Source organism: Streptococcus sp. FSL W8-0197 (genome assembly GCF_037963785.1).
GTDB lineage: Bacteria > Bacillota > Bacilli > Lactobacillales > Streptococcaceae > Streptococcus > Streptococcus oralis_CQ.
This window is the reverse complement of the sequence record NZ_CP150168.1, coordinates 426,162-448,539: the sequence shown is the minus strand read 5'-3', so window position 1 is coordinate 448,539 and position 22,378 is coordinate 426,162. Positions and strand designations below refer to the sequence as shown.

General features: G+C 38.8%; 25 protein-coding genes and 2 pseudogenes. 7 read left to right on the top strand and 20 right to left on the bottom strand.

Annotation, left to right across the window (positions count from 1 at the left end; translation table 11 throughout):
* Nucleotides 1-120: 120 nt before the first annotated feature.
* From NYE79_RS02310 to NYE79_RS02260, 11 genes and pseudogenes are all read right to left on the bottom strand, one after another.
* Nucleotides 121-732, bottom strand: coding sequence for a type II CAAX endopeptidase family protein (locus tag NYE79_RS02310; RefSeq protein WP_070800399.1), 612 nt, complete (start codon nucleotides 730-732; stop codon nucleotides 121-123).
* A gap of 30 nt (nucleotides 733-762) precedes the next feature.
* Entirely contained in the window at nucleotides 763-1,011 is a 249-nt protein-coding gene (blpZ, locus tag NYE79_RS02305; RefSeq protein ID WP_061454541.1) for an immunity protein BlpZ, read from the bottom strand.
* Between the two features lie 42 nt (nucleotides 1,012-1,053).
* Nucleotides 1,054-1,743 (bottom strand): CPBP family intramembrane glutamic endopeptidase, encoded by a 690-nt coding sequence (locus NYE79_RS02300; protein ID WP_070800398.1) that lies wholly within the window; start codon nucleotides 1,741-1,743, stop codon nucleotides 1,054-1,056.
* 31 nt (nucleotides 1,744-1,774) lie between these two features.
* Nucleotides 1,775-2,008: a ComC/BlpC family leader-containing pheromone/bacteriocin gene (locus tag NYE79_RS02295; RefSeq protein WP_070800397.1), complete on the bottom strand. Its 234-nt coding sequence runs from the start codon at nucleotides 2,006-2,008 to the stop codon at nucleotides 1,775-1,777.
* Between the two features lie 352 nt (nucleotides 2,009-2,360).
* Nucleotides 2,361-2,623: pseudogene (locus NYE79_RS02290) on the bottom strand (CPBP family intramembrane glutamic endopeptidase); the annotation flags it as partial.
* 576 nt (nucleotides 2,624-3,199) lie between these two features.
* Nucleotides 3,200-3,409: a Blp family class II bacteriocin gene (locus tag NYE79_RS02285; RefSeq protein ID WP_095726461.1), complete on the bottom strand. Its 210-nt coding sequence runs from the start codon at nucleotides 3,407-3,409 to the stop codon at nucleotides 3,200-3,202.
* A 15-nt stretch (nucleotides 3,410-3,424) separates the two neighbouring features.
* Nucleotides 3,425-3,673 (bottom strand): Blp family class II bacteriocin, encoded by a 249-nt coding sequence (locus tag NYE79_RS02280; RefSeq protein WP_095726460.1) that lies wholly within the window; start codon nucleotides 3,671-3,673, stop codon nucleotides 3,425-3,427.
* Nucleotides 3,674-3,919: 246 nt separating this feature from the next.
* On the bottom strand, nucleotides 3,920-4,942 hold the full coding sequence (locus NYE79_RS02275) for a thioredoxin domain-containing protein (protein ID WP_095726459.1): 1,023 nt from the start codon (nucleotides 4,940-4,942) through the stop codon (nucleotides 3,920-3,922).
* Nucleotides 4,943-5,521: 579 nt separating this feature from the next.
* Nucleotides 5,522-5,926 (bottom strand): annotated as a pseudogene (locus NYE79_RS02270) (immunity protein).
* Nucleotides 5,927-5,955: 29 nt separating this feature from the next.
* Complete coding sequence (locus tag NYE79_RS02265) at nucleotides 5,956-6,276, bottom strand: role in replication (protein WP_095726456.1); 321 nt, start codon at nucleotides 6,274-6,276, stop codon at nucleotides 5,956-5,958.
* 14 nt (nucleotides 6,277-6,290) lie between these two features.
* Nucleotides 6,291-6,518, bottom strand: a complete 228-nt coding sequence (locus NYE79_RS02260; protein ID WP_070800393.1) for a bacteriocin class II family protein — start codon at nucleotides 6,516-6,518, stop codon at nucleotides 6,291-6,293.
* Nucleotides 6,519-6,802: 284 nt separating this feature from the next.
* Between NYE79_RS02260 and blpA the strand changes: the two genes are divergently transcribed.
* Genes blpA through blpC form a run of 3 tightly spaced genes read left to right on the top strand, consistent with a single transcriptional unit; the run spans nucleotide 6,803 to nucleotide 10,540 of the window.
* Nucleotides 6,803-8,956 carry a peptide cleavage/export ABC transporter BlpA gene (blpA, locus tag NYE79_RS02255; protein WP_095726455.1) on the top strand — a complete coding sequence of 718 codons (2,154 nt, stop codon included), beginning with the start codon at nucleotides 6,803-6,805 and terminating at the stop codon, nucleotides 8,954-8,956.
* A gap of 10 nt (nucleotides 8,957-8,966) precedes the next feature.
* Nucleotides 8,967-10,328: a bacteriocin secretion accessory protein gene (locus tag NYE79_RS02250; RefSeq protein ID WP_095726454.1), complete on the top strand. Its 1,362-nt coding sequence runs from the start codon at nucleotides 8,967-8,969 to the stop codon at nucleotides 10,326-10,328.
* 56 nt (nucleotides 10,329-10,384) lie between these two features.
* Nucleotides 10,385-10,540, top strand: coding sequence for a quorum-sensing system pheromone BlpC (blpC, locus tag NYE79_RS02245; protein WP_000360258.1), 156 nt, complete (start codon nucleotides 10,385-10,387; stop codon nucleotides 10,538-10,540).
* Between the two features lie 42 nt (nucleotides 10,541-10,582).
* Here blpC and NYE79_RS02240 read toward each other — a convergent pair whose 3' ends face one another.
* Genes NYE79_RS02240 through NYE79_RS02230 form a run of 3 tightly spaced genes read right to left on the bottom strand, consistent with a single transcriptional unit; the run spans nucleotide 10,583 to nucleotide 13,017 of the window.
* Nucleotides 10,583-11,923 (bottom strand): sensor histidine kinase, encoded by a 1,341-nt coding sequence (locus NYE79_RS02240; protein ID WP_095726453.1) that lies wholly within the window; start codon nucleotides 11,921-11,923, stop codon nucleotides 10,583-10,585.
* 13 nt (nucleotides 11,924-11,936) lie between these two features.
* Nucleotides 11,937-12,674 (bottom strand): LytTR family DNA-binding domain-containing protein, encoded by a 738-nt coding sequence (locus NYE79_RS02235; RefSeq protein WP_101800372.1) that lies wholly within the window; start codon nucleotides 12,672-12,674, stop codon nucleotides 11,937-11,939.
* Nucleotides 12,675-12,678: 4 nt separating this feature from the next.
* Entirely contained in the window at nucleotides 12,679-13,017 is a 339-nt protein-coding gene (locus NYE79_RS02230) for a LytTR family DNA-binding domain-containing protein (protein WP_101800371.1), read from the bottom strand.
* A 278-nt stretch (nucleotides 13,018-13,295) separates the two neighbouring features.
* On the opposite strand from NYE79_RS02230, the gene NYE79_RS02225 reads away from it, so the two are divergent.
* Nucleotides 13,296-13,625: a helicase BlpT gene (locus NYE79_RS02225; RefSeq protein ID WP_101800370.1), complete on the top strand. Its 330-nt coding sequence runs from the start codon at nucleotides 13,296-13,298 to the stop codon at nucleotides 13,623-13,625.
* Between the two features lie 57 nt (nucleotides 13,626-13,682).
* On the opposite strand, the gene NYE79_RS02220 is transcribed toward NYE79_RS02225, so the two are convergent.
* The gene (locus NYE79_RS02220) at nucleotides 13,683-14,732 is read right to left on the bottom strand and encodes an ABC transporter permease (protein WP_101800369.1); all 1,050 of its coding nucleotides are present in this window, start codon (nucleotides 14,730-14,732) and stop codon (nucleotides 13,683-13,685) included.
* Nucleotides 14,729-15,460, bottom strand: a complete 732-nt coding sequence (locus NYE79_RS02215) for an ABC transporter ATP-binding protein (protein ID WP_101800368.1) — start codon at nucleotides 15,458-15,460, stop codon at nucleotides 14,729-14,731. Before NYE79_RS02215 ends, NYE79_RS02220 begins: the two co-directional genes overlap by 4 nt.
* A gap of 67 nt (nucleotides 15,461-15,527) precedes the next feature.
* Between NYE79_RS02215 and NYE79_RS02210 the strand changes: the two genes are divergently transcribed.
* The 3 genes from NYE79_RS02210 to NYE79_RS02200 all read left to right on the top strand — a co-directional run bounded on the left by NYE79_RS02210 (nucleotide 15,528) and on the right by NYE79_RS02200 (nucleotide 16,946).
* Entirely contained in the window at nucleotides 15,528-15,938 is a 411-nt protein-coding gene (locus tag NYE79_RS02210) for an HIT family protein (protein WP_125384974.1), read from the top strand.
* Between the two features lie 9 nt (nucleotides 15,939-15,947).
* Nucleotides 15,948-16,226 (top strand): hypothetical protein, encoded by a 279-nt coding sequence (locus NYE79_RS02205; protein WP_125384973.1) that lies wholly within the window; start codon nucleotides 15,948-15,950, stop codon nucleotides 16,224-16,226.
* A gap of 66 nt (nucleotides 16,227-16,292) precedes the next feature.
* Complete coding sequence (locus NYE79_RS02200) at nucleotides 16,293-16,946, top strand: hypothetical protein (protein ID WP_185758138.1); 654 nt, start codon at nucleotides 16,293-16,295, stop codon at nucleotides 16,944-16,946.
* A 76-nt stretch (nucleotides 16,947-17,022) separates the two neighbouring features.
* Here the strand turns inward: NYE79_RS02200 and dnaJ are convergent, their stop codons facing one another.
* The 4 genes from dnaJ to hrcA all read right to left on the bottom strand — a co-directional run bounded on the left by dnaJ (nucleotide 17,023) and on the right by hrcA (nucleotide 22,264).
* A complete protein-coding gene (gene dnaJ, locus NYE79_RS02195) occupies nucleotides 17,023-18,159 on the bottom strand; it encodes a molecular chaperone DnaJ (protein ID WP_001066312.1) in 1,137 nt (378 codons plus the stop codon).
* A 447-nt stretch (nucleotides 18,160-18,606) separates the two neighbouring features.
* Nucleotides 18,607-20,430 carry a molecular chaperone DnaK gene (gene dnaK, locus NYE79_RS02190; RefSeq protein WP_042902036.1) on the bottom strand — a complete coding sequence of 608 codons (1,824 nt, stop codon included), beginning with the start codon at nucleotides 20,428-20,430 and terminating at the stop codon, nucleotides 18,607-18,609.
* A gap of 257 nt (nucleotides 20,431-20,687) precedes the next feature.
* Entirely contained in the window at nucleotides 20,688-21,203 is a 516-nt protein-coding gene (gene grpE, locus NYE79_RS02185; protein WP_339293758.1) for a nucleotide exchange factor GrpE, read from the bottom strand.
* A 26-nt stretch (nucleotides 21,204-21,229) separates the two neighbouring features.
* On the bottom strand, nucleotides 21,230-22,264 hold the full coding sequence (gene hrcA, locus NYE79_RS02180; RefSeq protein WP_339293757.1) for a heat-inducible transcriptional repressor HrcA: 1,035 nt from the start codon (nucleotides 22,262-22,264) through the stop codon (nucleotides 21,230-21,232).
* Nucleotides 22,265-22,378: the final 114 nt, after the last annotated feature.

Sequence of the window (22,378 nt, the reverse complement as noted above, 5' to 3'; positions counted from 1 at the left end):
TGGTCTATTCGTCAACCGCTTCACACCCGATTCCCAAAGAAAAGCATCTCAATTGATTCAGGCTATCATTATAGCTTAAAGAAGGCAAGCACCGTCTTTCTGCTTACCTTTTCATGATTTTTAGAAATAAGTTAAAAGTGGCAAACTGTTGTAAGACATGTGGACTAGAGTAGAAACCCACAAATTTTGGCTCTTTTTGTAAGCAAAGCCCAGCAACAAGCTCCCAAGTAGATAATAGAAAAACGAAGGCACATCATAAGGTTCATGCATGAAAGAAAAGAGAGAGGAAGTCAGTACAAGCCCTAACCAAGAATTTTCAAATATAGCCCCCTGAAGAAGTCCTCTGAACATGAGTTCCTCCTGGATTGGTCCCAAAACTATAACACTTACAATAAAGGAAAGCGGAAGCCCTTTACTCGTTTCCTCAAGGTGTTGAGCCGAGGCACCAGATGCAACTGAGAAAAAAGCATAATAGCCTATATTTACCAGCACCGTGAGAAGAAAGATTCCAATGAACAGCAAGAGTTGTTTCTTACTTAAAATCCCAAAAGAAATCATATCAAACCATCTCGCATAGCCAAAACTAAGGAAAAGCAAGAGACTCTTTATAATAATGAATGTGTACTGGTGTTGAAAATAATCCCCTTGATTAATGGAATAACCCGCTGCACCAACGATTGCAAATACTAAAAATCCAAAAAACAAGGCATGACACTTATTGAAAATGGCCATAAAGCTATCCTCCTCAACAAACAAACTTTCCTACAAGTCATCCTTTAGCTCTAGTCTTTCCAAAACAAACCATTTTAGTAACCAAAATCCGATAACATAACCAGCTCCTAAGAATATAGCCATAAAAGCTAACATGGGATTCAGGGAAGAAAAGACCGCCGCAGATACAAAGGTTAACACAAAAACATTAAAGGCAATGGTATCAGAAGCCAAGACTAGAATATAAGGTGTCAACCAGTCTAAAGTTTTTGAATCTAGAAAAAATAAGTGTTTATACATGATGAACTCCTCTATGGCTGAAAAGTAAACCTTTTGGTTTTTTCACCCCAAGACCCTATGTAGAAAAGTGAGCAAAAATGGTAATGTCGCTACGATATTATTGATAACATGCACCGCATAGGATGGATAAATGCTCTTGGTATAGCGGGTCAAACCAGCAAAGATGATTCCAACTGTTGCAAAGACGAAGATATCTAACAGACTAGGTAGGCTTGAAAAATGAGGGAGAGCAAATAAAATAGAAGGAAGAAGCAAATCAAGACCAAATCGCGAATGCTTAAAGAAAGCGTGTTGCAGTAATCCTCTATAGATTAACTCTTCCATCAGTGGAACCAGAAAGAACAGGGCTATATAAATACCTAGCTCTGCAAAGTTAGTCCCACTATAACCAATCAATACAGCCCAACCTTCCGCAGTTGACTGAACATGTTTAGCTGTCTGAACGTTAAAAGAGATCTGGAACACTACCACTAATACTGTCAAAATCGAATACCAAAACCATTTTTTTCTTGGAATGCGAAAGAGATAACCATGGCCTGTCTTAACAAGAACCACAATCATGACTCCAATAAAAAGTAAACTCAAGATATTTTGAATCCAGAATAAATTGCCTATCTGAGAAGAAAATTGCCAATAATTTTGAACGATGAGCGTTAGCTGAGAAAGGCCAAATACGAAAAATAGGTAGGATAAAATTGCACTTGTTTTGAATAGAAGCTGATACTTTTTCATAGAAATTCTTCCTCATTTCTTATATTTTAGCCTATATTCCACATAAATGAAAACCTGCTCCTATATAACCAAGGTCACGATAACCACGAGGGCAGGACCCACTTACTGGAAAAGGACCTGAATTTTTTAATATAGAAGGGTAAGAACCAAATGGACTTCCCTGATAAGCATACCCTCTATAAATATCAGATACATCTCCACCCTCTATATGATCAAGTATCTCAGTATCCATAATTTCAAATTGTTCCATCATTCTTGTATCCATGCCAAATACTCCTTTTTATTTTTAATTTTTGTCTTGTTGCAACTTTGACAAGTTTAGTATATCATCGTTTATTAATTTTTTTCATCCAAATCTTGAATTGTCATCGAAACATCTTGAATTACTCAAAGAGCACAATCTTCCCAATCAACTAATAAGAAGAGACTGGGACAAAAAGATTTTGATTTTAGGAATTCTATATTATAAATTTTTAAAATCGATAGATTAGACAAAAAAGCGAACAAGACAGAATTCTGAGTGTTAGATAACTGATTTTGTTCGCTTTTTATATTTAATATTAGACTTTTGTCCCAGTCTCTTCTTAAAATCGATAATTATTTTTACTCCACTATTTTTAGCTAAATATCCTGTGTAAAAAAGTCAGCAAAAATGGTGATGTCGCGACAATATTATTGATAACATGCACCGCATAAGATGGATAAATGCTCTTGGTATAGCGGGTCAAACCGGCAAGGATGATTCCAAATGTTGCAAAGACGGAAATATCTAACAAACTAGGTAGGCTTGAAAAATGAGGAAGTGCAAATCAAGGCCAAATCGCGAATGTTTAAAAAAGGCGTGTTGAAGTAATCCTCTATAGATTAACTCTTCCATCAGTATACCTATTTGTGCTTTAGAGTGTGAAGCCACTTTATCCTCTAAACGTGTCTTACTATAACATTCCTGTTCTTTAAGCCACGATTTCGCTATGCCTTCTTCTCCCCGCTACCTCACGATAGTCAGGCTTGAGAATCGCTATTGAATTCACCGGTAGCGGGTGCACACGGAGGACTTACACATCAAATACACGACATGCCCGTCGTACTCAAAAAAGAAAGGACGAAATTCGTCCTTTCTCGATCTTAGCTTTTCTTCAACTCACTACAGTTGACAATGAGCCAAAGGATAGTTAATAACCTATTGAAGTGTCAAATGTTGCTAACTCCATTTATCTTCAAATTTAAAAAGACACATTATCGGAGTTATCAGTAAGAAAAAATCTAACCAATTCAGATAATTCATAATATAGGATATAATACCAGCCATAACGAAAAGGTACAAAGCCGTACGATATCCTCTCTTTGGGTTTTTATCAGCCTTGGTGTTAAAAATAATGTACACACAACAAATTGCAATGAGTATAAGCTGAATCATAGTTTCATTTAACATATTAATACCCATTCCTCTTTTAAACTATTTTGGGGGTCTCAATCCAAAAGCTATAATGCCACCTACTATAGCGCCCCCTGTTGCGCAAATAAAGTAAGCTTGAGGGCCTCCAGCGATACAAGATTGTCCTGCCTGAAATGCACCCGACAAGGCTCCTACAACTACATCTCCTCCCAATCCACCTCCAGAAATATTACTTAATTCTTGATTGTCTACTATTTTGTAATCAAACATAATTTCTACTCCCTTCTATGGCCAAATATTATCAGCAATTGCAGTAAAAGCACCACCAAGTTTAGCTCCAGCCCAAGCACAGCCAGCAGTCATAGCCCATGCGGAACCACCAGTAAGGAGTCCTCCTACCGTACACATAGCAACTCCGATACCTGCTCCATAGACAGCTCCTTTTCCTACTGTTCCCCAATCAGTTCCTCCCTCAATGCTAGCCAGCATTTCAGTATCCACAATCTCAAATTGTTCCATCATTTTTGTATTCATGACAAATACTCCTTTTTTTATTTTTAATTTTTTGTCCTGTTGCAACTTTGACAAGTTTAGTATATCACTGTATATTATATTTTTTCATCCAAATCTTGAATTGCCATCGAAACGTCTTGAATTGTTAAAAAATTTAAAAAGCAAGCATTAAAAACATGCTTGCCCTTTCACTCTTGTCTATAGGCAAATTCTAGCCATATGTTATTACAAACAAATAATATCATTGCACCTGTTTACCATCTATTTTTATTTATGAATTTTTTGTTTCACTTTAATCATTATAGAAGTCATAAGAAACGCGACAGCTAGCCGAATCAGTTGGTAACTTTCTTCCTCTCCTGTTTTCGGTAATAATTTTTCATTCGAAGTAATAGATTGGCTTCCCTTAACATCGGTTAAAGGAGTTTTATTTTCTTGAGCAGCATCAAAAATAGGTTTGAGAGTTTCCAATTGATTCTTATTGTCTAACATTGCTAAATCGCCAGATTGAGTAGTTTTAGCTTTGGAAGTTGAGTTTATACTCTCCACTTTCCCGCTATTTTCACTATTAGAATTGGGATTATCATTGGATATTTTCATTTCGGTTCTTTTTTCATCACTCATACCTTTGCTTTCACTTACAACTTTATCACTAGTACTCATGCTGTCATTTCTGGTTTTCTCATCATGCACATTTTCAGTTACTGTTTCCTCGGACGATGCTATTGTTTCCGTTTGCTTAGGTGAGTTTCTCGAGTACATATAATCATAAACCTGTTGTGCAGTCGCTCCGCCACCAACCCATCCAGATATCGGATGTCCATTTCTTAAATACAAAATTGTTGGTGTTCCTGGAATACCGACTTTTTTAAATAGAAACTCTCTCGCTTCCCCGTCAAAATCTTTACCATCCAAATCATAATACTCTAACTTCTTTTCAATCAGGTTATTAAATTCTTTCAATTCAGGAGAAAATTGACGACAATGAGAGCATGTTTTTCTACCAAAATATATAGTATGTTCCAATTGGTCCCCGGTAAAAGATTGACGAACGGCTTCAATATCTATCTTTTTAAATTCCGCAACATTCTGCTCATACTCTTCTGGGGTTACAATAGAAGGTTTATTCTCCACCTTTTCCTTAGTCGATGGCAAATCTGGTGCCACAAGAGAACTATCATTCGCCTGGATAGATGAAGTAGTCTGTTCTTCTGCATATACAGCACCTGTAGTAATAGATGCAAATACAAGTGGTACAAGTAATAGCGATTTTATCTTTTGTTTCTTCATAAGAATACTCCTTTACATTTGTTGTCTTTATCTTACCTTATTTAAGATTACAAATTCATATAAATCTTAAATGGTCATCAAAACATCTTGAATTGCAAAAACTTCATTAAAAAGGTAAGCATTTCGAAAACACTTACCCTTTTATACTTCATTAACCTCTACTTTTTATAATACTTCAACCCCCAAACGAAAGGAAGATGTTCCGTTTTTTAGCAAGAAAAGTTTTCATTTCTTTGCTCCTTTCTTTTTAGTTAAAGCAAAATAGATCATAACTGCAATCACATAAGCTATGGTATAAAATAGCTGATACCAAATACTTTCCCTAAGCGGATAAAGAAAGAGGGACATGATTAGATACAAGATGAAAATGATAAGTATTTTTTTCTTCATAAGATTTCCTCCTAAATGTGTGATTTATCTTAGTTGAGCAAGAACCTTTACACTGCTAGTATAGCACTCATTTTGACCTTGGATTACTCAAATCATGAATGGTCATCGAAACATCTTGAATTGCAAAAACTTCATTATAAAAGGGGTAAGTATTTCAAAAAAACTGACCCCTTTATACTTCATTAAGCTCTACTTTTTATAATACTTCAACCCCCAAACGAGCAGAAGCGTGATAATAAAGCATAGAATAGCTCCAATATAGGCGATTAGTTGTTGATAGGATTCTACTGCTGTGATACCTCTATACAAACAGATAATAGTCATAAAACATGTCAATCCTACGAACATTAGTTGATTGGCTCTAGGACTTATCAAACCATCATCTTCAAATTTTTTCACTCTCATTTACCTAGTGAGATAAACAACAGCCAAAATAGAAGTCAAGTTGATAACCACTAAAATAAATTGGTAGACTAAGGAAAAATTTAAAAATTGACGAGAGAGAAATAGATAAGTAGAGATTAGCAAAGGCAACTGACCTAGAAACAATCTCGTTAGAAATACGTTGCGTTTTTTAGCAAATATTTTTTCCATACCTAAACTCCATTACAATTAAATGATATCTAATCATTTTCTAAAATTTGATAACTTTTGTGAAATGTTTTAGCAGAAACAACTCTATGATTGGTGATATCTAGATAATCACCTGGGTAACCAAGAACATATATACCATAACCAGCGAATCCTCCTCCAACTGTTCCAACCAGACCAAACTTGATATTAGTTGTGAGAGAAGTATTAAGAGCCGCCATAAGAATGCGCACATGATTATCCAACCAAACCATATAATTTTTTTGAAAAGCTTCCTCTACCCAACTTGGTTTAGGAGTTGCTTGACCAATTTCCCAAACATCAACAATTTGATTCCCATATTTTGCCTTCATAGCTTCAATCCTTTTTAAATACCATTACATGAGTTTGGAGTTCCCCCTATACCATAAGGACTACATGGTTTCGAAGGATGTCTAATAGGCCACTTACCATTTAATTGATCCAAAGTTGGAGACGGTGCTAGTCCACCCAATAAACCAGAAAGCATATCTCCCCAACCTCCGAAACCTCCTTCAACTTTCGCAAGCATATCAGTATCCATAATCTCAAATTGTTCCATCATTTTTGTATTCATGACAAATACTCCTTTTTTTATTTTTAATTTTTTGTCCTGTTGCAACTTTGACAAGTTTAGTATATCATTGTTTGTTAAAGTTTTTCATCCAAATCTTGAATTGTCATCGAAACGTCTTGAATTAGCTTTTTATTTCAAAATACACCTATAGATTTTTAAAGAAAGATAGTTTCTAATCACTTTTTTACCATTCAGGAAGTTTCAATGACAATTCAAGATTTTATAAAATATGAACTTAGTATCATGGTATAATAAATTCATATTTTATATGAAAGGATTTGCCAATGACTTCTTATAAACATACATTTGTTCCTCAAATAGATGCTAGAGACTGTGGTGTCGCTGCCTTAGCCTCGATTGCTAAATTCTATGGTTCAGATTTTTCTCTAGCTCACTTGAGAGAACTTGCAAAGACCAACAAAGAAGGGACGACTGCTCTTGGCATTGTAAAAGCCGCAAATGAAATGGGATTTGAAACAAGGCCTGTTCAAGCAGATAAAACGCTCTTTGACATGAGTGATGTCCCCTATCCATTTATCGTTCACGTTAACAAAGAAGGGAAACTCCAACATTACTATGTTGTCTATCAAACAAAGAAAGACTATCTGATTATTGGTGATCCTGACCCTTCTGTAAAAATCACAAAAATGTCAAAAGAACGCTTTTTCTCTGAATGGACTGGAGTAGCTATTTTTCTAGCTCCCAAACCCAGCTATCAACCCCATAAAGATAAAAAGAATGGTCTACTGAGCTTCCTCCCTCTGATTTTCAAACAAAAATCTCTCATTGCTTACATTGTTCTCTCAAGCTTATTAGTCACTATTATCAATATCGGTGGTTCTTATTATCTCCAAGGAATCTTAGATGAATACATCCCAAATCAGATGAAATCAACTTTAGGAATTATCTCAATTGGTCTAATTATCACCTATATCCTCCAACAAGCCATGAGCTTCTCCAGAGATTATCTCCTAACTGTTCTGAGTCAGAGATTAAGTATTGATGTGATTTTATCCTATATTCGCCATATTTTTGAACTTCCTATGTCTTTCTTTGCGACACGTCGTACAGGAGAAATCATTTCACGGTTCACAGATGCTAACTCTATTATAGATGCCTTGGCTTCTACCATTCTTTCTCTTTTTCTGGATGTTTCTATTCTGATTCTTGTAGGGGGCGTCTTACTGGCACAAAACCCTAATCTCTTCCTTCTTTCTCTTATTTCCATTCCTATATACATGTTCATCATCTTTTCTTTTATGAAGCCTTTCGAAAAAATGAACCATGATGTCATGCAAAGTAATTCTATGGTTAGCTCTGCTATTATCGAAGATATCAACGGGATTGAAACTATAAAGTCGCTCACGAGTGAAGAAAATCGCTATCAAAATATAGACAGCGAATTTGTAGATTATTTGGAAAAATCCTTTAAACTTACTAAATATTCTATTTTACAAACTAATTTAAAGCAAGGAACAAAGTTAGTTCTTAATATCTTTATCCTATGGTTTGGTGCTCAATTAGTCATGTCGAGTAAAATTTCTATCGGTCAGCTGATTACCTTTAATACACTTCTTTCTTACTTTACAACTCCTATGGAAAATATTATCAACCTCCAAACCAAACTCCAATCTGCGAAGGTTGCTAATAACCGCTTGAACGAGGTCTATTTAGTCGAATCTGAATTTCAAGTTCAAGAAAACTCTGTTCATTCACATTTTTTGATGGGCGATATTGAATTTGATGACCTTTCTTATAAGTATGGTTTTGGGCGAGATACCTTAACGGATATTAATCTAACGATTAAACAAGGAGATAAGGTCAGCCTGGTTGGAGTTAGTGGTTCTGGTAAAACAACTTTAGCCAAAATGATTGTCAATTTCTTTGAACCTTACAAAGGACATATTTCCATCAATCATCAGGATATTAAAAATATTGATAAAAAAGTCTTGCGCCGTCATATTAATTACCTGCCCCAACAAGCCTATATCTTTAATGGCTCTATCTTGGAAAACTTAACCTTGGGTGGTAATAATATGATTAGCCAAGAAGATATTCTAAAAGCTTGCGAATTAGCTGAAATCCGTCAAGATATTGAAAGAATGCCTATGGGCTATCAAACTCAACTTTCTGATGGAGCAGGTCTGTCAGGAGGACAGAAGCAACGAATCGCCCTCGCTCGTGCTCTTTTAACTAAATCTCCTGTTTTAATACTAGATGAAGCTACTAGTGCTCTCGATGTTTTGACTGAGAAAAAGGTTATAGATAATCTTATGTCCCTAACTGATAAAACCATTCTCTTTGTAGCCCATCGTCTAAGTATAGCCGAACGGACTAACCGTGTCATTGTTCTTGACCAAGGGAAAATCATTGAAGTTGGTAGTCATCAAGAGTTAATACAGGCGCAAGGCTTCTACCATCATCTATTCAACAAATAAGGAGAATGTTATGAATCCTAATCTTTTTAGAAGCGTCGAGTTTTATCAGAGACGTTACCATAATTATGCGACAGTATTGATCATACCACTTTCATTACTGTTTACTTTCATCGTGATTTTCTCCCTTGTTGCTACAAAAGAGATTACTGTTACATCGCAAGGAGAAGTCACTCCTACAAGTGTCATTGCATCCATTCAGTCAACCAGTGATAATACTATCTTAGCTAATCATTTAGTGGCAAATCAAGTAGTTGAAAAAGGTGACTTACTCATCAAATACTCTGAAACAATGGAAGAAAGTCAGAAAACTGCCTTAGAAACTCAGTTACAAAGACTTGAGAAGCAAAAAGAAGGACTTGGAATTTTGAAACAAAGCTTAGAAAAAAATACCGATCTTTTTTCTGGTGAGGATGAGTTTGGCTACTATAATACCTTTATGAATTTTACTAAACAAGCTCATGATATTGAGCTGGGTATCTCAAAGACTAACACTGAAGTTTCAAATCAAGCCAATCTTGCTAATAGCAGTTCATCAGCTATCGAACAAGAAATTACAAAAATTCAACAACAAATTGGAGAATATGAAGAGCTGAGAGATGCTATCATAAACAAAAGAGCACGCTTACCGACTGGCAATCCACACCAGTCAATTTTGAATCGTTATCTTGTAGCCTCACAAGGACAAACACAGGGAACTGCAGAGGAGCCATTTTTATCTCAAATCAATCAAAGTATTGCAAATCTTGAATCATCTATCGCAAGCCTCAAAATTCAGCAAGCTGGTATCGGAAGTGTAGCAACTTATGATAATAGTTTAGAAACCAAAATTGAAGTACTCCGCACTCAATTTTTACAGACTGCTTCTCAGCAACAACTAACCGTGGAAAATCAATTAACAGAATTAAAAGTACAACTAGATCAAGCGACACAGCGCTTAGAAAATAATACCTTAACCGCTCCAAGTAAAGGTATCATTCATCTGAACAGCGAATTTGAAGGTAAAAATAGAATTCCGACTGGTACAGAAATTGCTCAAATATTCCCTGTCATCACAGATACAAGAGAAGTACTAATCACTTACTACGTATCATCTGACTATCTCCCCTTACTAGATAAAGGACAAACTGTAAGATTAAAACTTGAGAAGATTGGAAATCACGGTATTACCATCATTGGCCAACTTCAGAGCATTGATCAAACTCCTACCAGAACAGAACAAGGAAATCTCTTTAAACTAACCGCTCTTGCAAAACTATCTAATGAGGACAGTAAACTCATCCAATACGGCTTACAAGGTCGCGTCACTAGTGTAACTGCAAAGAAAACATATTTTGATTATTTCAAAGATAAAATTTTAACACATTCTGATTAATTTTCAGATAACACTCTATAACTATTTATTATCTTATAAAACAGGAGAATCGTAACATGGATAAGAATCAAAACCTAACTTCATTTCAAGAACTAACAACTACTGAACTCAACCAGATTACAGGTGGAGGATGGTGGGAAAATTTCTTATATAGCGTTAATAGATATTCTCATAACATCACACAAGGACTTCATCAGCCAATACAACTATAAAAAAATAAGATCGAGATACAAGAACTCTCGGTCTTATTTTCATCATTCTGTATGCATCATAGTAAGTATCTGACGAAAGACTTGATTTTGACAGATAGTATTGAGACTAGCATTGGGATAACTTTCCACTATCTTCATAACGGTATAAAGACCAACTCCTCTCTCCTCCCCTTTAGAACTAACTCCAAAAGAGAAGATTTCAGAAACATCTATGCCCTCTTCTTTGATGGAGTTTTCAATGATAAAGTTTTCCTTCGCTCCACTTTTTAAAAAGGCGATTGAGACATAAGGTTGACTAGCCTCTGCACTAGCTTCAATAGCATTGTCACAAAGGATAGACACAATGGTTAGAAAATCAAGTAGGCTCATCCCCTCAACTTGAATCTCCTCAGGAACCTCGACATTAAAGACAATATCCTTTTCTCTGGCTTTTATAAATTTTCCTGCGAGGAGACTTTTGAGGGCACGGTCCCGAATATTCACCAATCGGCCCAGGTCATATTTGTTGTCCTGCAATTTTTCACTAGAATCCTTCAAGACGGAGTCGTAGATCTCTTTTATCTGCTCCATATCCTCCTCTTCAATGCCTAGGCTTAAGCTGGTCAAGAGGTTGGCATAATCATGACGAAAGCTCCGAACTTCCTTATAAAGCTCCTCTATATGCCGACTATAGCGTTCCATATCTCTATAGCGCAGGGCCTGCTCTTGGTTCAGTTTCTCCTGAAGTTTTTCCTTCAAATAGGTATCCAGCTTCTTGATAACCCCCATAAAAAAGAGCATGTAAAACACTAGGATCAGATGGCGAACAGTCTTTGATTGAATGCTTTGTTCATATTCAAAGAAAGACAGAGTTTCCATAACTAGATAGTAGGTTCCCATTATCCAGTTAATTTTAGTCAGGGACTTTTGAAAACCTTTATCTAGAATCTCCCTTCTCAAACTAGTAAAATCATAGTCCAACCATTTCAAAAAGACTAGAGAAATGAAGAAATTGAAAATTATTATACATAACCCAGTAAGTGAGTAGCCATCATATACTTGCCCTTGTCCCAAAAATGGAAGCACAAAATAGGAGACTCCTCTATAAAAGAGATTCACCAATATCATTGGAAAGAGACCATAAAAGAAAAGAAGTTTTTTAGGAAGCCCTCTTAACAATAAGAAAGATAACCCTATGCCAAACAAAGGTTCTATAAAATATGACAAATATTCACTCACAGCTAAAAATTTAAAAGTCGCAAAAATGGCCCCTAGGAGAAATTTCAGAAGAAAGGCCTTAAAAATCCTCTCGAAAGTGAGACCAATTCCATCTACCTTAAAGAAAATGACAATTTCTAGCCCATTAGTAATAAGTGTATACAATAATATCCAAGTAATATTCATAAATTCTCCTAGCTCAATGCAAATTATTGATAGCCTCAGACACTTCCCTAACCTTATAACGCGCGATTAGACAACTTCCACCATTGGCAAAGAAAAGCAGTTTTTCTTTCTTATCCAAATGCACTACATTGGCTGGATTGATGAGAAAAGAACGATGACACTGCAAGAGACGAGGCTCCTGCTTGAGAACCTCCTCTAGACTCGCCGTAAATTCCAGCCTATCCGTCTTGGTATAGAGAATAACACGATGGGGTCTTGGGGACGTTTCGAGATAGTAAACCTCTTTAAAAGGATACTGGAATTGAGCAAATTTTGATTTAAAGTAAAAGCAATCTTCCGCCAGGCTTTTGCTGTCTTGACTATCGGCATAGAGAAGAGCTGTCTCGATACGAGACTCAAACTCCTCTGCCGACAAGGCCTTATCAATGTAGTCCAAAGCTGATACCTGGTAGCGAAAGGACAGGGGCATAAACTCCGAGTGAGTCGTCACAAAGACAATCAGGGCATAAGGATCTCGATCCCGAATCTTTCTTGCCACTTCTAGGCCTTTCATCTCCTCATTTCGAATCTCAATGTCCAAAAAGAAAAGCTGATGTGCTCCCTTCTCATGCACCTCTGCTAGCAGTTGGTCTGGCTTGCCAAAAACTTCAAAAGAACTCGGAGTGATATGATGTTCCTTCAAGAGTTTCTCAATCACCGTTTCAATCCTAGCTTGTTGGGAAAAATCATCTTCTAAAACAAATATTCTCATCTTCTTACTCTCCTTCTTTCAACCATTTTTGGCGAATGTCTCTATAGCGACGTCTGGCACACTGAACAGCATATCGACCTTCTTCTCCAAGAAAAAGAGTCTTTGATTGGATATCCATGGATTTTAGCCGTTCAAGGTTAACCAGACAATTTCGATGACATCTCGTCAAGGTTTCCCCATATTGTTTCTCAAGATTGCTTAAATTTTGAAATAGATCAAAGCTAGCGTTTTCTGTAACAATCTGTACGGTATGGGCTTTGTTTGGATGCGTTTGGATATAGTAGATATCCTCTATGTTTAATTTGAAAATTTCTTTCTCTTTTTGGATGATAATGTAGTTCATGGATAAAACCTCCTAAAAAGAGGATAGCATAAATCTAGAAACTATTTTTCACCAAATCCTAAACGGTTCTCAAAAATTCCTAAAGTGTCGAAGTATCTAAAAAATAACTATGATAATCTTACAATTATTTTATCATAAAATCCTGCAATAACCATTCAGGAAATTTCAATGATAATTAAAGATTTGAAAGTAGAAAAAGAGTTAAAAGTGATAGACTATGATTATAGAAAGACAATCACTTGAAACAACTTTAAAACCAGCACAAAGGAGGCATTCTCATGACAGATACAGACCCAATCAAAATAGCTCAGACTTTGATTACTGACTTAAACAAAGCCTACCAAGTCTGCAAACAGGCAACAGCTGACGATATCCGCTTTCAGGAGCAGCTGGACAATATCCTTGACTTTCTAGCGAAGGCTGAAACAGTGGATAATCGATTCTTGATTGAGCTGGAAAAATTTTACCAGACTTCCAGTCTTCTCCTGGGTCTCAGCGCTCTCAATCCAGATGCTCCCACTCGCGCCGCTTGGCGGGCCTATGACCGTTTCCACTTTGACCAAGTCAAAACCAAACTAAGTCTCTACGGACCAACTATTATCTTGTAGAAAATAAAAGAAGCTGAGACAGAACTCAACTTCTTTTTTAGTGTCCTATAAGTAAGATTAATCCTGCATCTGACGTTTTACCTGATAAGGCAAATACAAGACTTGTAAAACCAGTCCAGCTCCAAGCAGGGCTAGAAGGGCTAGTTTTTCTTGGAGGGTAATCAAACCAACTATCAGTTGAACTAATAAAACAAAACATGTCAATCCTCGGATAACTTCCTGTAGTCCTTTCTCTTTTTCACCCTTTTCTAAAGGAAAAAGCTGGGTCAAGTACTGGTAGTCAAAAGCACGATAGAGAGCCAACAACTGGAAGAGCATAAGGTAATTAAACAGGACAACTACTGCTGTCGCAATCCAAGACTGTTCGATAAAAATCACAGCTAACAAGGATAGGAGTAAGAGGCGGAGACTGAGGGCAAAGAGGTCTCCATTTCGCAGATAAGAGCGAAGATAGAGGTTTTGCCAGATCTTCCCTGGCACCTTTTGAACAGTCTTTAGGATGAAATCCAGATAAGCGCGACGCTTGACACTGTTTGAAACGCCCTTGACCTGAGTAAAGAGAGCAAAGAAACGAAGCAAGACTTGCTTGCGCTTGCTTTCTTGGGCAATGACATAGTCCCAGTCCAGTCCAGTTTCAGTGAAAAATTTACTAGCTTTGTGCCGAAAGAGGAGGTATTTCCCAGCTCCTAATAAAAGCACATAGACAAGAAAGACTGGCAAGCCATAGCCCATGGCTAAAAACAAGGGTGCAAACAAGAGTAAAAAGAGGGTTTGAACAATTGTCCAGAAAACCAATGAACGCGACGTCTGCCCTTTGAGGTACAACTTGACCTCCTCTTCACTGACTAAGAGAAAGAGTTTATCCGGTCCTTCCATGTAGGTCGCGATTCCTCCCCAAGCTAAAAGCAAGGCAGAGACAATCCCCAAAAACAAGAGGATAGGCCAATGATTTTCAGGAAAATCTTGCAGGAGTTGACTGTACTGGTAAGCTAGAAAACCGATGAGAACTAGCAGGAACAAGACAAAATGGTCATTTAGAACATAACGCAGATAACCAAGACACTCCTTACGAAAAGCCTGCTTTCTCTTTAAAAACAAGTCTTTCATAGCTCCTCCTCTTTGGTCAGAGCCAAGTAAATATCATTCAAACTCGCTTCAGGCATGGCAAAAGCATCCCGCAGTTGCTGGAGGTTCCCCTGAGCCCGCACCTCCCCCTTGTGGAGAATGACAAAGGCATCACACATCTTTTCCGCTGAGTCTAGCACGTGGGTACTCATGAGAATGGACTTGCCTTTTTGCTTTTCCACTTCCAAAAGCTGGATCAAGTCAGAAATGGCCAAAGGATCGAGCCCAAGGAAAGGCTCATCAACGATGAAAAGACTCGGATCTACGACAAAGGCACAGATAATCATGACCTTCTGCTTCATCCCTTTGGAAAAATGCACTGGGAACCAGTCTAATTTTTGATCCAAACGAAACATTTTTAACAAAGATTCTACTCGCTCAAAAGCCACTTTTTGCTCAATACCATAGGCCATGGCAACCGTCTCGATATGCTCTCTGAGGGTCAATTCCTCATACAGACTAGGCGTTTCTGGGATATAGCCAATCTGCTTGCGATAGTTGGTCGCATCTTCTCGCAGGGTGAGACCGTTAATCTTGATTTCCCCACTGTAAGGTGTCAACAGACCAATAATCTCATTGATTGTCGTTGATTTCCCAGCACCGTTGAGCCCAATCAAACCGACCAACTGCCCACTTTCAACGGTAAAGGACACATCTTTCAAGACAGGGACGTGAACATAGCCTCCTGTCAGGTTTTTAATTTCTAACATATTTTCTCCGAATCTGGTATAATGTAGCTATATTATATCAAAATTCAATACAGTAGAGGTGGATTTTATGTCAGATTGCATTTTTTGTAAGATCATCGCAGGGGAAATTCCTGCTTCAAAAGTATACGAAGATGAGCAGGTTCTTGCCTTTCTTGATATCTCTCAAGTAACGCCTGGGCACACCCTCATTGTACCCAAAGAGCACTATCGCAATCTTTTAGAGATGGACGCTACCAGCGCCAGCCAACTCTTTGCCCAAGTACCAACAGTGGCTCAAAAAGTCATGAAGGCTACCAAGGCTGTTGGCATGAATATCATTGCCAACTGCGAGGAAATCGCTGGTCAAACGGTCTTTCATACCCATGTACACCTCGTACCTCGCTACGGTGCAGAAGATGACCTCAAGATTGACTTTATCGCCCACGAACCTGACTTTGACAAACTTGCCCAAGTCGCTGAAACCATTAAAAACGCTTAAGGAGATGCCATGAAACTATCAAATCTACTGCTATTCGCAGGAGCTGCTGCTGGAAGTTATTTTGTCGTAAAAAATCGCCAAGCCATTCAGGATGAAGTGCTAGATACAACTGACCGCGTCCAAGCTATCAAGGATGATTTGGATATCATCCAAAACAGCCTACAAATCATCGACCAACAAAAAGCCCTTATCAAGGAATACCAAAAAGATTTAACCTACAAATTCAAAGTTTTAGAAAAAGATTTCCAAACCAGAATGGCGATCCTCCAAGAAGAAAAACAAGTATAAGAAAGCCTCCAACTTTCCTTAAATCCATTTTAGGTTGTCAAGTCCAAACAAAGAAGAGGAATGAAAATGAAACAGTTTGTAAAAGTTCTAGCGAAGGTCATCGCGATCCCTTGCGGCTGCCTCTGCCTTCTTGTAGCCTTGGCATTTCTACTAGTGGCCAATCTTTTCAAGGCGTCACCGAGTGACATCCGTGAGGGGAATGAAGCCTTAAAACAAATCTTTATCTCCCTTGACCTCCCTCCCGAGAAAGTCGAATCGGATGGACACTATCAATACGAGGGTGGAGGCCTAGATTTTTATGTTACTTTCTCAGACGAGGTCATCAATAGTCACCCCGTCCTAAAAGAAAGTCCAAAACTCACCAAAAACCGACTGGAAGTCTATGTCCTACAGGCAGGGGATATTTCATACTATAAGGTAGGAGACAACTTGTTCAATCACGGTTTAATACAATTTTTGGAGGAGGAGGGCGAGAAGTATTTCCAAGAAAAAGGAAAGAAATCAAAATCTTCTTACACAATTCTAAATTGGAAAGATCAGGAAAGTCTTAAAAAGGGAATTGCATTCTATGAAAAAGCTTTGACCTTAGTGGATATTCAGGATAATTCGGCGATCAAACATATCGATACTGTCACTGTGAAACCTGGTAAAGAAGCGGAACTTAAGCAACTCATTCAGGAGATGGATGCAGCTGGCTTGCTCACTCAAAAGTATAAATAGTAGACTAACTGGAAAATGATTTTTCGACACTAAATTTTTAATGGTAACAAAAAAGAGCCACTCGGCTCTTTTTACTTTATTCTCCTTCAAAGGCATCTTTTATATGGTCAAAGAAGCCTTTTTTCTTTGGATTGACTTTCAAGTCCCCTGCAGCTGCGAATTCTTTAAGCGCAGCTTTTTGGCGGTCGTTCAAACCTGTCGGAGTCACGACATTAACAGTAACGTATTGGTCACCAACGGCACCGCCACGAAGGCTCGGTGCTCCCTTGCCACGTAGACGGAATTTCTTGCCAGTCTGTGTTCCTTCTGGGATAACCAATTCAACATCTCCATGCACGGTTGGAATTTCAACAGTATCTCCAAGAGCAGCTTGGACAATATTAAGATTTAACTTGTAGAAAATAGTTGTTCCTTCACGTTCAAACTTGTCGCTGGCTTCTACAGAAACTACTACATACAAGTCACCATAAGGTCCACCGTTAAAGCCTGCTTCACCTTGACCAGCGAGGCGGATTTGTTGGCCTGTTTCCACACCAGCAGGGATTTTTACATGTACGCTATGAGCTTGTTTTTCATGACCTGTTCCATGACAAGTTGTACATGGATCTTTAATTTCTTTTCCGCGACCATGACAGACATCACAGGTTACTTGACGGCGCATCATACCAAGAGGAGTCTGCGTATCAACGTTAATAACACCAGCACCATGACAGCGTCCACAAGTGACTGGACTTGTCCCTGGCTTAGCACCAGATCCATTACATGTACGACAGCTGGCTTCACGGTTGTACTTAACTTCCTTTTCTGTTCCGAAGATAGCTTCTTCAAAGGTCAAGTTCACACGATACTGGAGGTCATCTCCTTGACGAGGAGCGTTTGGATTGCGTGAAGCTCCGCCTCCCCCGAAAAAACTTGAGAAGATATCTTCAAAACCACCGAAGCCACCTGCTCCGTCAAAGCCACCGAAACCACCAGCACCACCAAAGCCACCGTTGGCACCTGCAGCACCATACTGGTCGTAGGCCGCACGTTTTTGGTCGTCACTCAAAGTCTCATAAGCTTCTTGAACTTCCTTGTATTTTTCCTCAGCGCCAGGCTCCTTGTTGATATCTGGGTGATATTTTTTGGAAAGCTTACGATAAGCCTTTTTGATCTCGTCTGCCGAAGCGTTTTTTGACACCCCCAGACGATCATAAAATTCAGTATTGTTCATACAAGATACTAAGAGCGAACAGAAAGCGACTGAAATTTAGGAAACCGACAAGAAATCCTGATTTCTTAGGAGGTTTATCTAATTTCCAAGCTTTCCGCTCGAGTTCAATTACGAACACCCTTATTCCTTTCTGTTAATATTGCGGAACAAAACCTCAATCTAGGTCGGGTTCAATTCCTTTCTTTCATATTGATGATAAAAACTCAAATAAATTGGGTTTAGCCCCTTTTTACCGAAAAACAGAGGCTGGGTTGCAACCTCTGGATTTCTTCCTATCATTACGACATTCAAAAGCAAAGTCGATTATACTTTTTTTGAACGAGCAAGGCTTTTAGCAAGTCGCCATAGCGATTGCAGTAGAATGACAATCACTTTAGTGATTCCTCATTCTTAACGACCTCGCTCTCCGATTTTCAAGCTCGGGATAAAATAGTCCACTGGACTATTTTATTTCTCCGTAAACTCTCCGTCTACGACGTCATCGCCTGCGTTTCCTGTTGCTTGTGCGCCTTCTGCTCCTGCTTGAGCTTGTTGGGCTGCTGCGGCTTGTTCGTAGAGTTTAACAGCAAGTCCTTGAGCTTTTTCGTTCAATGCTTCGAGTTTCGCTTTCATTTCGTCCAAGTTGTTGTCTTCTTGAGCTTTCTTAAGCTCATCAAGTGCAGCTTGGGCAGCATCACGTTCTGCATCGAAGCCTTTACCTTCAGTTTCCTTAATTGTCTTTTCAGTCGCAAAGATTGCTTGGTCAACTTCGTTACGAAGGTCTACTTCTTCTTTACGTTTTTTATCTGCTTCAGCATTTGCTTCTGCATCTTTCATCATGCGGTCGATTTCTTCATCTGTCAAACCTGAGTTTGATTGGATAACAATTGTTTGTTCTTTTTGAGTTCCAAGATCTTTAGCCTTAACAGATACGATACCGTTCTTGTCGATATCAAATGTTACTTCGATTTGAGGAATTCCACGAGGTGCAGCTGGGATGTCTGTCAATTGGAAGCGTCCAAGAGTCTTGTTATCTGCTGCCATTGGGCGTTCACCTTGAAGAACGTGGATATCAACGGCTGGTTGGTTGTCTGCTGCTGTTGAGAAGACTTGTGATTTAGATGTTGGGATTGTTGTGTTGCGATCGATAAGTTTTGTAAATACTCCACCCATTGTTTCGATACCAAGTGACAATGGTGTTACGTCAAGAAGGACAACGTCTTTCACATCACCAGTGATGACACCACCTTGAATCGCAGCACCCATAGCAACTACTTCATCAGGGTTTACTGATTTGTTTGGTTCTTTACCAGTTTCAGCTTTCACAGCTTCAACAACGGCTGGGATACGAGTTGAACCACCAACAAGGATAACTTCGTCGATTTCTGACAAGCTCAAACCTGCATCTGAAAGGGCTTGACGAACTGGAACTTTTGTACGTTCAACAAGGTCACGAGTCAAATCGTCAAATTTAGCACGAGTCAAGGTCATTTCCAAGTGAAGAGGTCCAGCTTCACCAGCAGTGATGAATGGCAAGCTGATTTGTGTTGAAGTTACACCAGAAAGGTCTTTCTTAGCTTTTTCAGCTGCATCTTTCAAACGTTGCATTGCCATCTTGTCAGTAGACAAGTCAATACCGTTTTCTTTCTTGAATTCTGCTACCAAGTGGTCGATGATTTTTTGGTCAAAGTCATCACCACCGAGTTTGTTGTCCCCTGCAGTTGACAATACATCGAATACACCGTCACCCAATTCAAGGATAGATACGTCGAATGTACCACCACCAAGGTCGAATACCAAGATTTTTTCTTCTTTGTCAGTCTTGTCCAAACCGTAAGCAAGAGCTGCTGCAGTTGGTTCGTTGACAATACGTTCTACTTCAAGACCAGCGATTTTACCAGCGTCTTTTGTTGCTTGACGTTGAGCGTCGTTGAAGTAAGCTGGGACTGTGATAACTGCTTTGGTTACTTTTTCACCAAGGTATTCTTCAGCGTAACCTTTCAAGTATTGAAGAATCATAGCTGAGATTTCTTGTGGAGTGTATTCTTTTCCATTTGCAGAAACTTTTTCAGAAGTTCCCATCTTAGATTTGATAGAGATTACTGTATCTGGGTTTGTAACTGCTTGACGTTTTGCAGCATCACCAACGATGATTTCGCCGTTTTTGAATGAAACTACAGATGGAGTTGTGCGGTTTCCTTCTGGGTTTGCGATGATTTTGCTTTCAGTTCCTTCAAGAACTGCAACTGCTGAGTTTGTTGTACCTAAGTCAATACCGATAATTTTAGACATGTGTTTTTCTCCTTAAATTTTAATTCGAATTTTGATTTTCTTGATATTCCCCTTAAGTGGTGGGGACGTGAGCAACTCCCTTCGGGATTTCATCACTTATTTTTGAGCCTATTGTCTCAAAAATCCCCTGTTTCAGTAGCAAAAACTACTGAAACTTTTACCACGGCGGGCAATATCTTCCTTGCAAGCCTCCGGCTTGCTTTTTATCTTTCTTCATAGTTTATTGTCGTTTCGGACAAGTTCTTAAGTTCTCTAGCCTAGTTATATACTACTACCATAGCTGGGCGTAGGATACGTTCATGGAGTTTGTAGCCTTTTTGGAAGACTTGTGCGATGGTGTCTGCTGGGTGTTCATCGTCTGCTGGGAGAGTTTGGATGGCCATGTGATAGTTATGGTCAAATTCACCGTCAGCTGCAATTTCTTCGATTCCTTCTTCTTTCAAAGCGTGAATCAAGCTCTCTTGCACCATCTCCAATCCTTTTTTGACGTCGTCTGTCAAACCTTCAACTGCTAGTGCACGTTCTAAGTTGTCAAGCGACGGTAAAATTGCTTTTGCCAGATCTTGGCTACGATAACGTTGCAAGTTTTGACGTTCTTCATTGGCACGGCGTTGAATATTTTGCATTTCTGCATGAGCGCGAAGGTATTTGTTTTCGAACTCATCCGCACGTTCATTTGCCAAGTCCAACTCAGACTTCTCAGGAGTTGTTTCTTCAGTTGTTTCCACAACTTCCTCTTCTTTCATTTCTTCGTTTTTTTTATCTCGGGCCATGTTCGCCTCCTTTAATGATTTCAAAATTAATTTACTTCATAATGATTACTGCTGAGGTAGCGATAAAAATCTGTCAACTTCATGGTCAAAACACGATTGACCACATTGACTTGGTTGACCAATTGCTGGTAATCCAGATTGACCGGACCGATAATCGCCAAAATTCCAAAACCTCGATAAGGAATAAGGAACTTGCTACTAATCACCGCCAAGTCAGCTAGACAGGATTCCTGACTGTCCGCAACACGGACATTTTGCATTTGATCTTCATGCAGACCCTCACGAATCTCCAGAGCCACTTTTTGCGGTTGGTCAAAGAACTGATAGGCTGCTAGATTGGCAAAATTCAAGAGATTGACTTTGCCCGACACCACAATGTTTTCGTTGAACATTTCTTTAAAAATGTGTTCAAAGAGATCCATGACATTGTCCGTTGTTGTAAAGTAACGCTGGATAATCTGCGGAATCTCCGTCCGAATCTTGTAGTGAATATCTAGAACAGTGTGTCCTAAGAAACGTTCCTGAATGATGCTCTTCAGTTTCAGCAAATCTTCCTGCAAGAAGTTCCTTGGAATCAGAAATTGACTGGTAACCGTTCGGGACTCGTCTAGGGTAAATACTGCCAAAGCTGTATGTTGCCCCAAAACAACGATATCAAAGGCTGTCAACCGTTGCTTGCTCGGTTCAACATCCAGTGCTACTACCGTGCAGTCACTCAGGTCTGCCAGTAGATTAGCAGCTTCTTGCAGAATATCCTCCAATTTGAAGAATTCCTGATCAAAGGCTTTGACAATCTCATAAACCTCATTCTCAGCCAGTCTGTCAAAAGCCAGCGAGTGTTTCACATAGTACTGAAAACCAGCAACACTTGGCATCCGACCGCTTGAGGTATGAGCCTTCTCAAGCAAACCCTGCTTCTCTAGAGCCGCCATATCATTACGAATGGTAGCACTACTAGAATTAATAGACTCTTGTAGCGCCTTGGATCCGACAGGTTCGTGCGTTTTGGTAAAGATGTCAATAATCAGATTTAAAATATCCTGCTGACGCTCTGTAACCATCTCATCACTCCTCTCTGTCCGATCGCTTAGCACTCCATACATCCGAGTGCTAACTCATGATTCTATTATACACCCTTAGAAGAGAATGTCAAGACAAAAACTCAAAAAATTAGC

What these genes read in the sequence shown, in the direction of transcription:
- NYE79_RS02230 (WP_101800371.1), bottom strand. Translation starts at nt 13,017, where the DNA reads ATGAACTACATTATCATCCAAAAAGAGAAAGAAATTTTCAAATTAAAC.
- NYE79_RS02285 (WP_095726461.1), bottom strand. Translation starts at nt 3,409, where the DNA reads ATGTTTGATTACAAAATAGTAGACAATCAAGAATTAAGTAATATTTCT.
- NYE79_RS02300 (WP_070800398.1), bottom strand. Translation starts at nt 1,743, where the DNA reads ATGAAAAAGTATCAGCTTCTATTCAAAACAAGTGCAATTTTATCCTAC.
- NYE79_RS02240 (WP_095726453.1), bottom strand. Translation starts at nt 11,923, where the DNA reads ATGAATATTACTTGGATATTATTGTATACACTTATTACTAATGGGCTA.
- hrcA (WP_339293757.1), bottom strand. Translation starts at nt 22,264, where the DNA reads ATGGTTACAGAGCGTCAGCAGGATATTTTAAATCTGATTATTGACATC.
- NYE79_RS02275 (WP_095726459.1), bottom strand. Translation starts at nt 4,942, where the DNA reads ATGAAGAAACAAAAGATAAAATCGCTATTACTTGTACCACTTGTATTT.
- NYE79_RS02210 (WP_125384974.1), top strand. Translation starts at nt 15,528, where the DNA reads ATGTCAGATTGCATTTTTTGTAAGATCATCGCAGGGGAAATTCCTGCT.
- grpE (WP_339293758.1), bottom strand. Translation starts at nt 21,203, where the DNA reads ATGGCCCGAGATAAAAAAAACGAAGAAATGAAAGAAGAGGAAGTTGTG.
- NYE79_RS02260 (WP_070800393.1), bottom strand. Translation starts at nt 6,518, where the DNA reads ATGAATACAAAAATGATGGAACAATTTGAGATTATGGATACTGATATG.
- NYE79_RS02250 (WP_095726454.1), top strand. Translation starts at nt 8,967, where the DNA reads ATGAATCCTAATCTTTTTAGAAGCGTCGAGTTTTATCAGAGACGTTAC.
- NYE79_RS02200 (WP_185758138.1), top strand. Translation starts at nt 16,293, where the DNA reads ATGAAACAGTTTGTAAAAGTTCTAGCGAAGGTCATCGCGATCCCTTGC.
- dnaJ (WP_001066312.1), bottom strand. Translation starts at nt 18,159, where the DNA reads ATGAACAATACTGAATTTTATGATCGTCTGGGGGTGTCAAAAAACGCT.
- NYE79_RS02205 (WP_125384973.1), top strand. Translation starts at nt 15,948, where the DNA reads ATGAAACTATCAAATCTACTGCTATTCGCAGGAGCTGCTGCTGGAAGT.
- dnaK (WP_042902036.1), bottom strand. Translation starts at nt 20,430, where the DNA reads ATGTCTAAAATTATCGGTATTGACTTAGGTACAACAAACTCAGCAGTT.
- NYE79_RS02310 (WP_070800399.1), bottom strand. Translation starts at nt 732, where the DNA reads ATGGCCATTTTCAATAAGTGTCATGCCTTGTTTTTTGGATTTTTAGTA.
- NYE79_RS02220 (WP_101800369.1), bottom strand. Translation starts at nt 14,732, where the DNA reads ATGAAAGACTTGTTTTTAAAGAGAAAGCAGGCTTTTCGTAAGGAGTGT.
- blpZ (WP_061454541.1), bottom strand. Translation starts at nt 1,011, where the DNA reads ATGTATAAACACTTATTTTTTCTAGATTCAAAAACTTTAGACTGGTTG.
- NYE79_RS02295 (WP_070800397.1), bottom strand. Translation starts at nt 2,008, where the DNA reads ATGGATACAAGAATGATGGAACAATTTGAAATTATGGATACTGAGATA.
- NYE79_RS02225 (WP_101800370.1), top strand. Translation starts at nt 13,296, where the DNA reads ATGACAGATACAGACCCAATCAAAATAGCTCAGACTTTGATTACTGAC.
- NYE79_RS02235 (WP_101800372.1), bottom strand. Translation starts at nt 12,674, where the DNA reads ATGAGAATATTTGTTTTAGAAGATGATTTTTCCCAACAAGCTAGGATT.
- NYE79_RS02215 (WP_101800368.1), bottom strand. Translation starts at nt 15,460, where the DNA reads ATGTTAGAAATTAAAAACCTGACAGGAGGCTATGTTCACGTCCCTGTC.
- blpA (WP_095726455.1), top strand. Translation starts at nt 6,803, where the DNA reads ATGACTTCTTATAAACATACATTTGTTCCTCAAATAGATGCTAGAGAC.
- NYE79_RS02280 (WP_095726460.1), bottom strand. Translation starts at nt 3,673, where the DNA reads ATGAATACAAAAATGATGGAACAATTTGAGATTGTGGATACTGAAATG.
- blpC (WP_000360258.1), top strand. Translation starts at nt 10,385, where the DNA reads ATGGATAAGAATCAAAACCTAACTTCATTTCAAGAACTAACAACTACT.
- NYE79_RS02265 (WP_095726456.1), bottom strand. Translation starts at nt 6,276, where the DNA reads ATGAAGGCAAAATATGGGAATCAAATTGTTGATGTTTGGGAAATTGGT.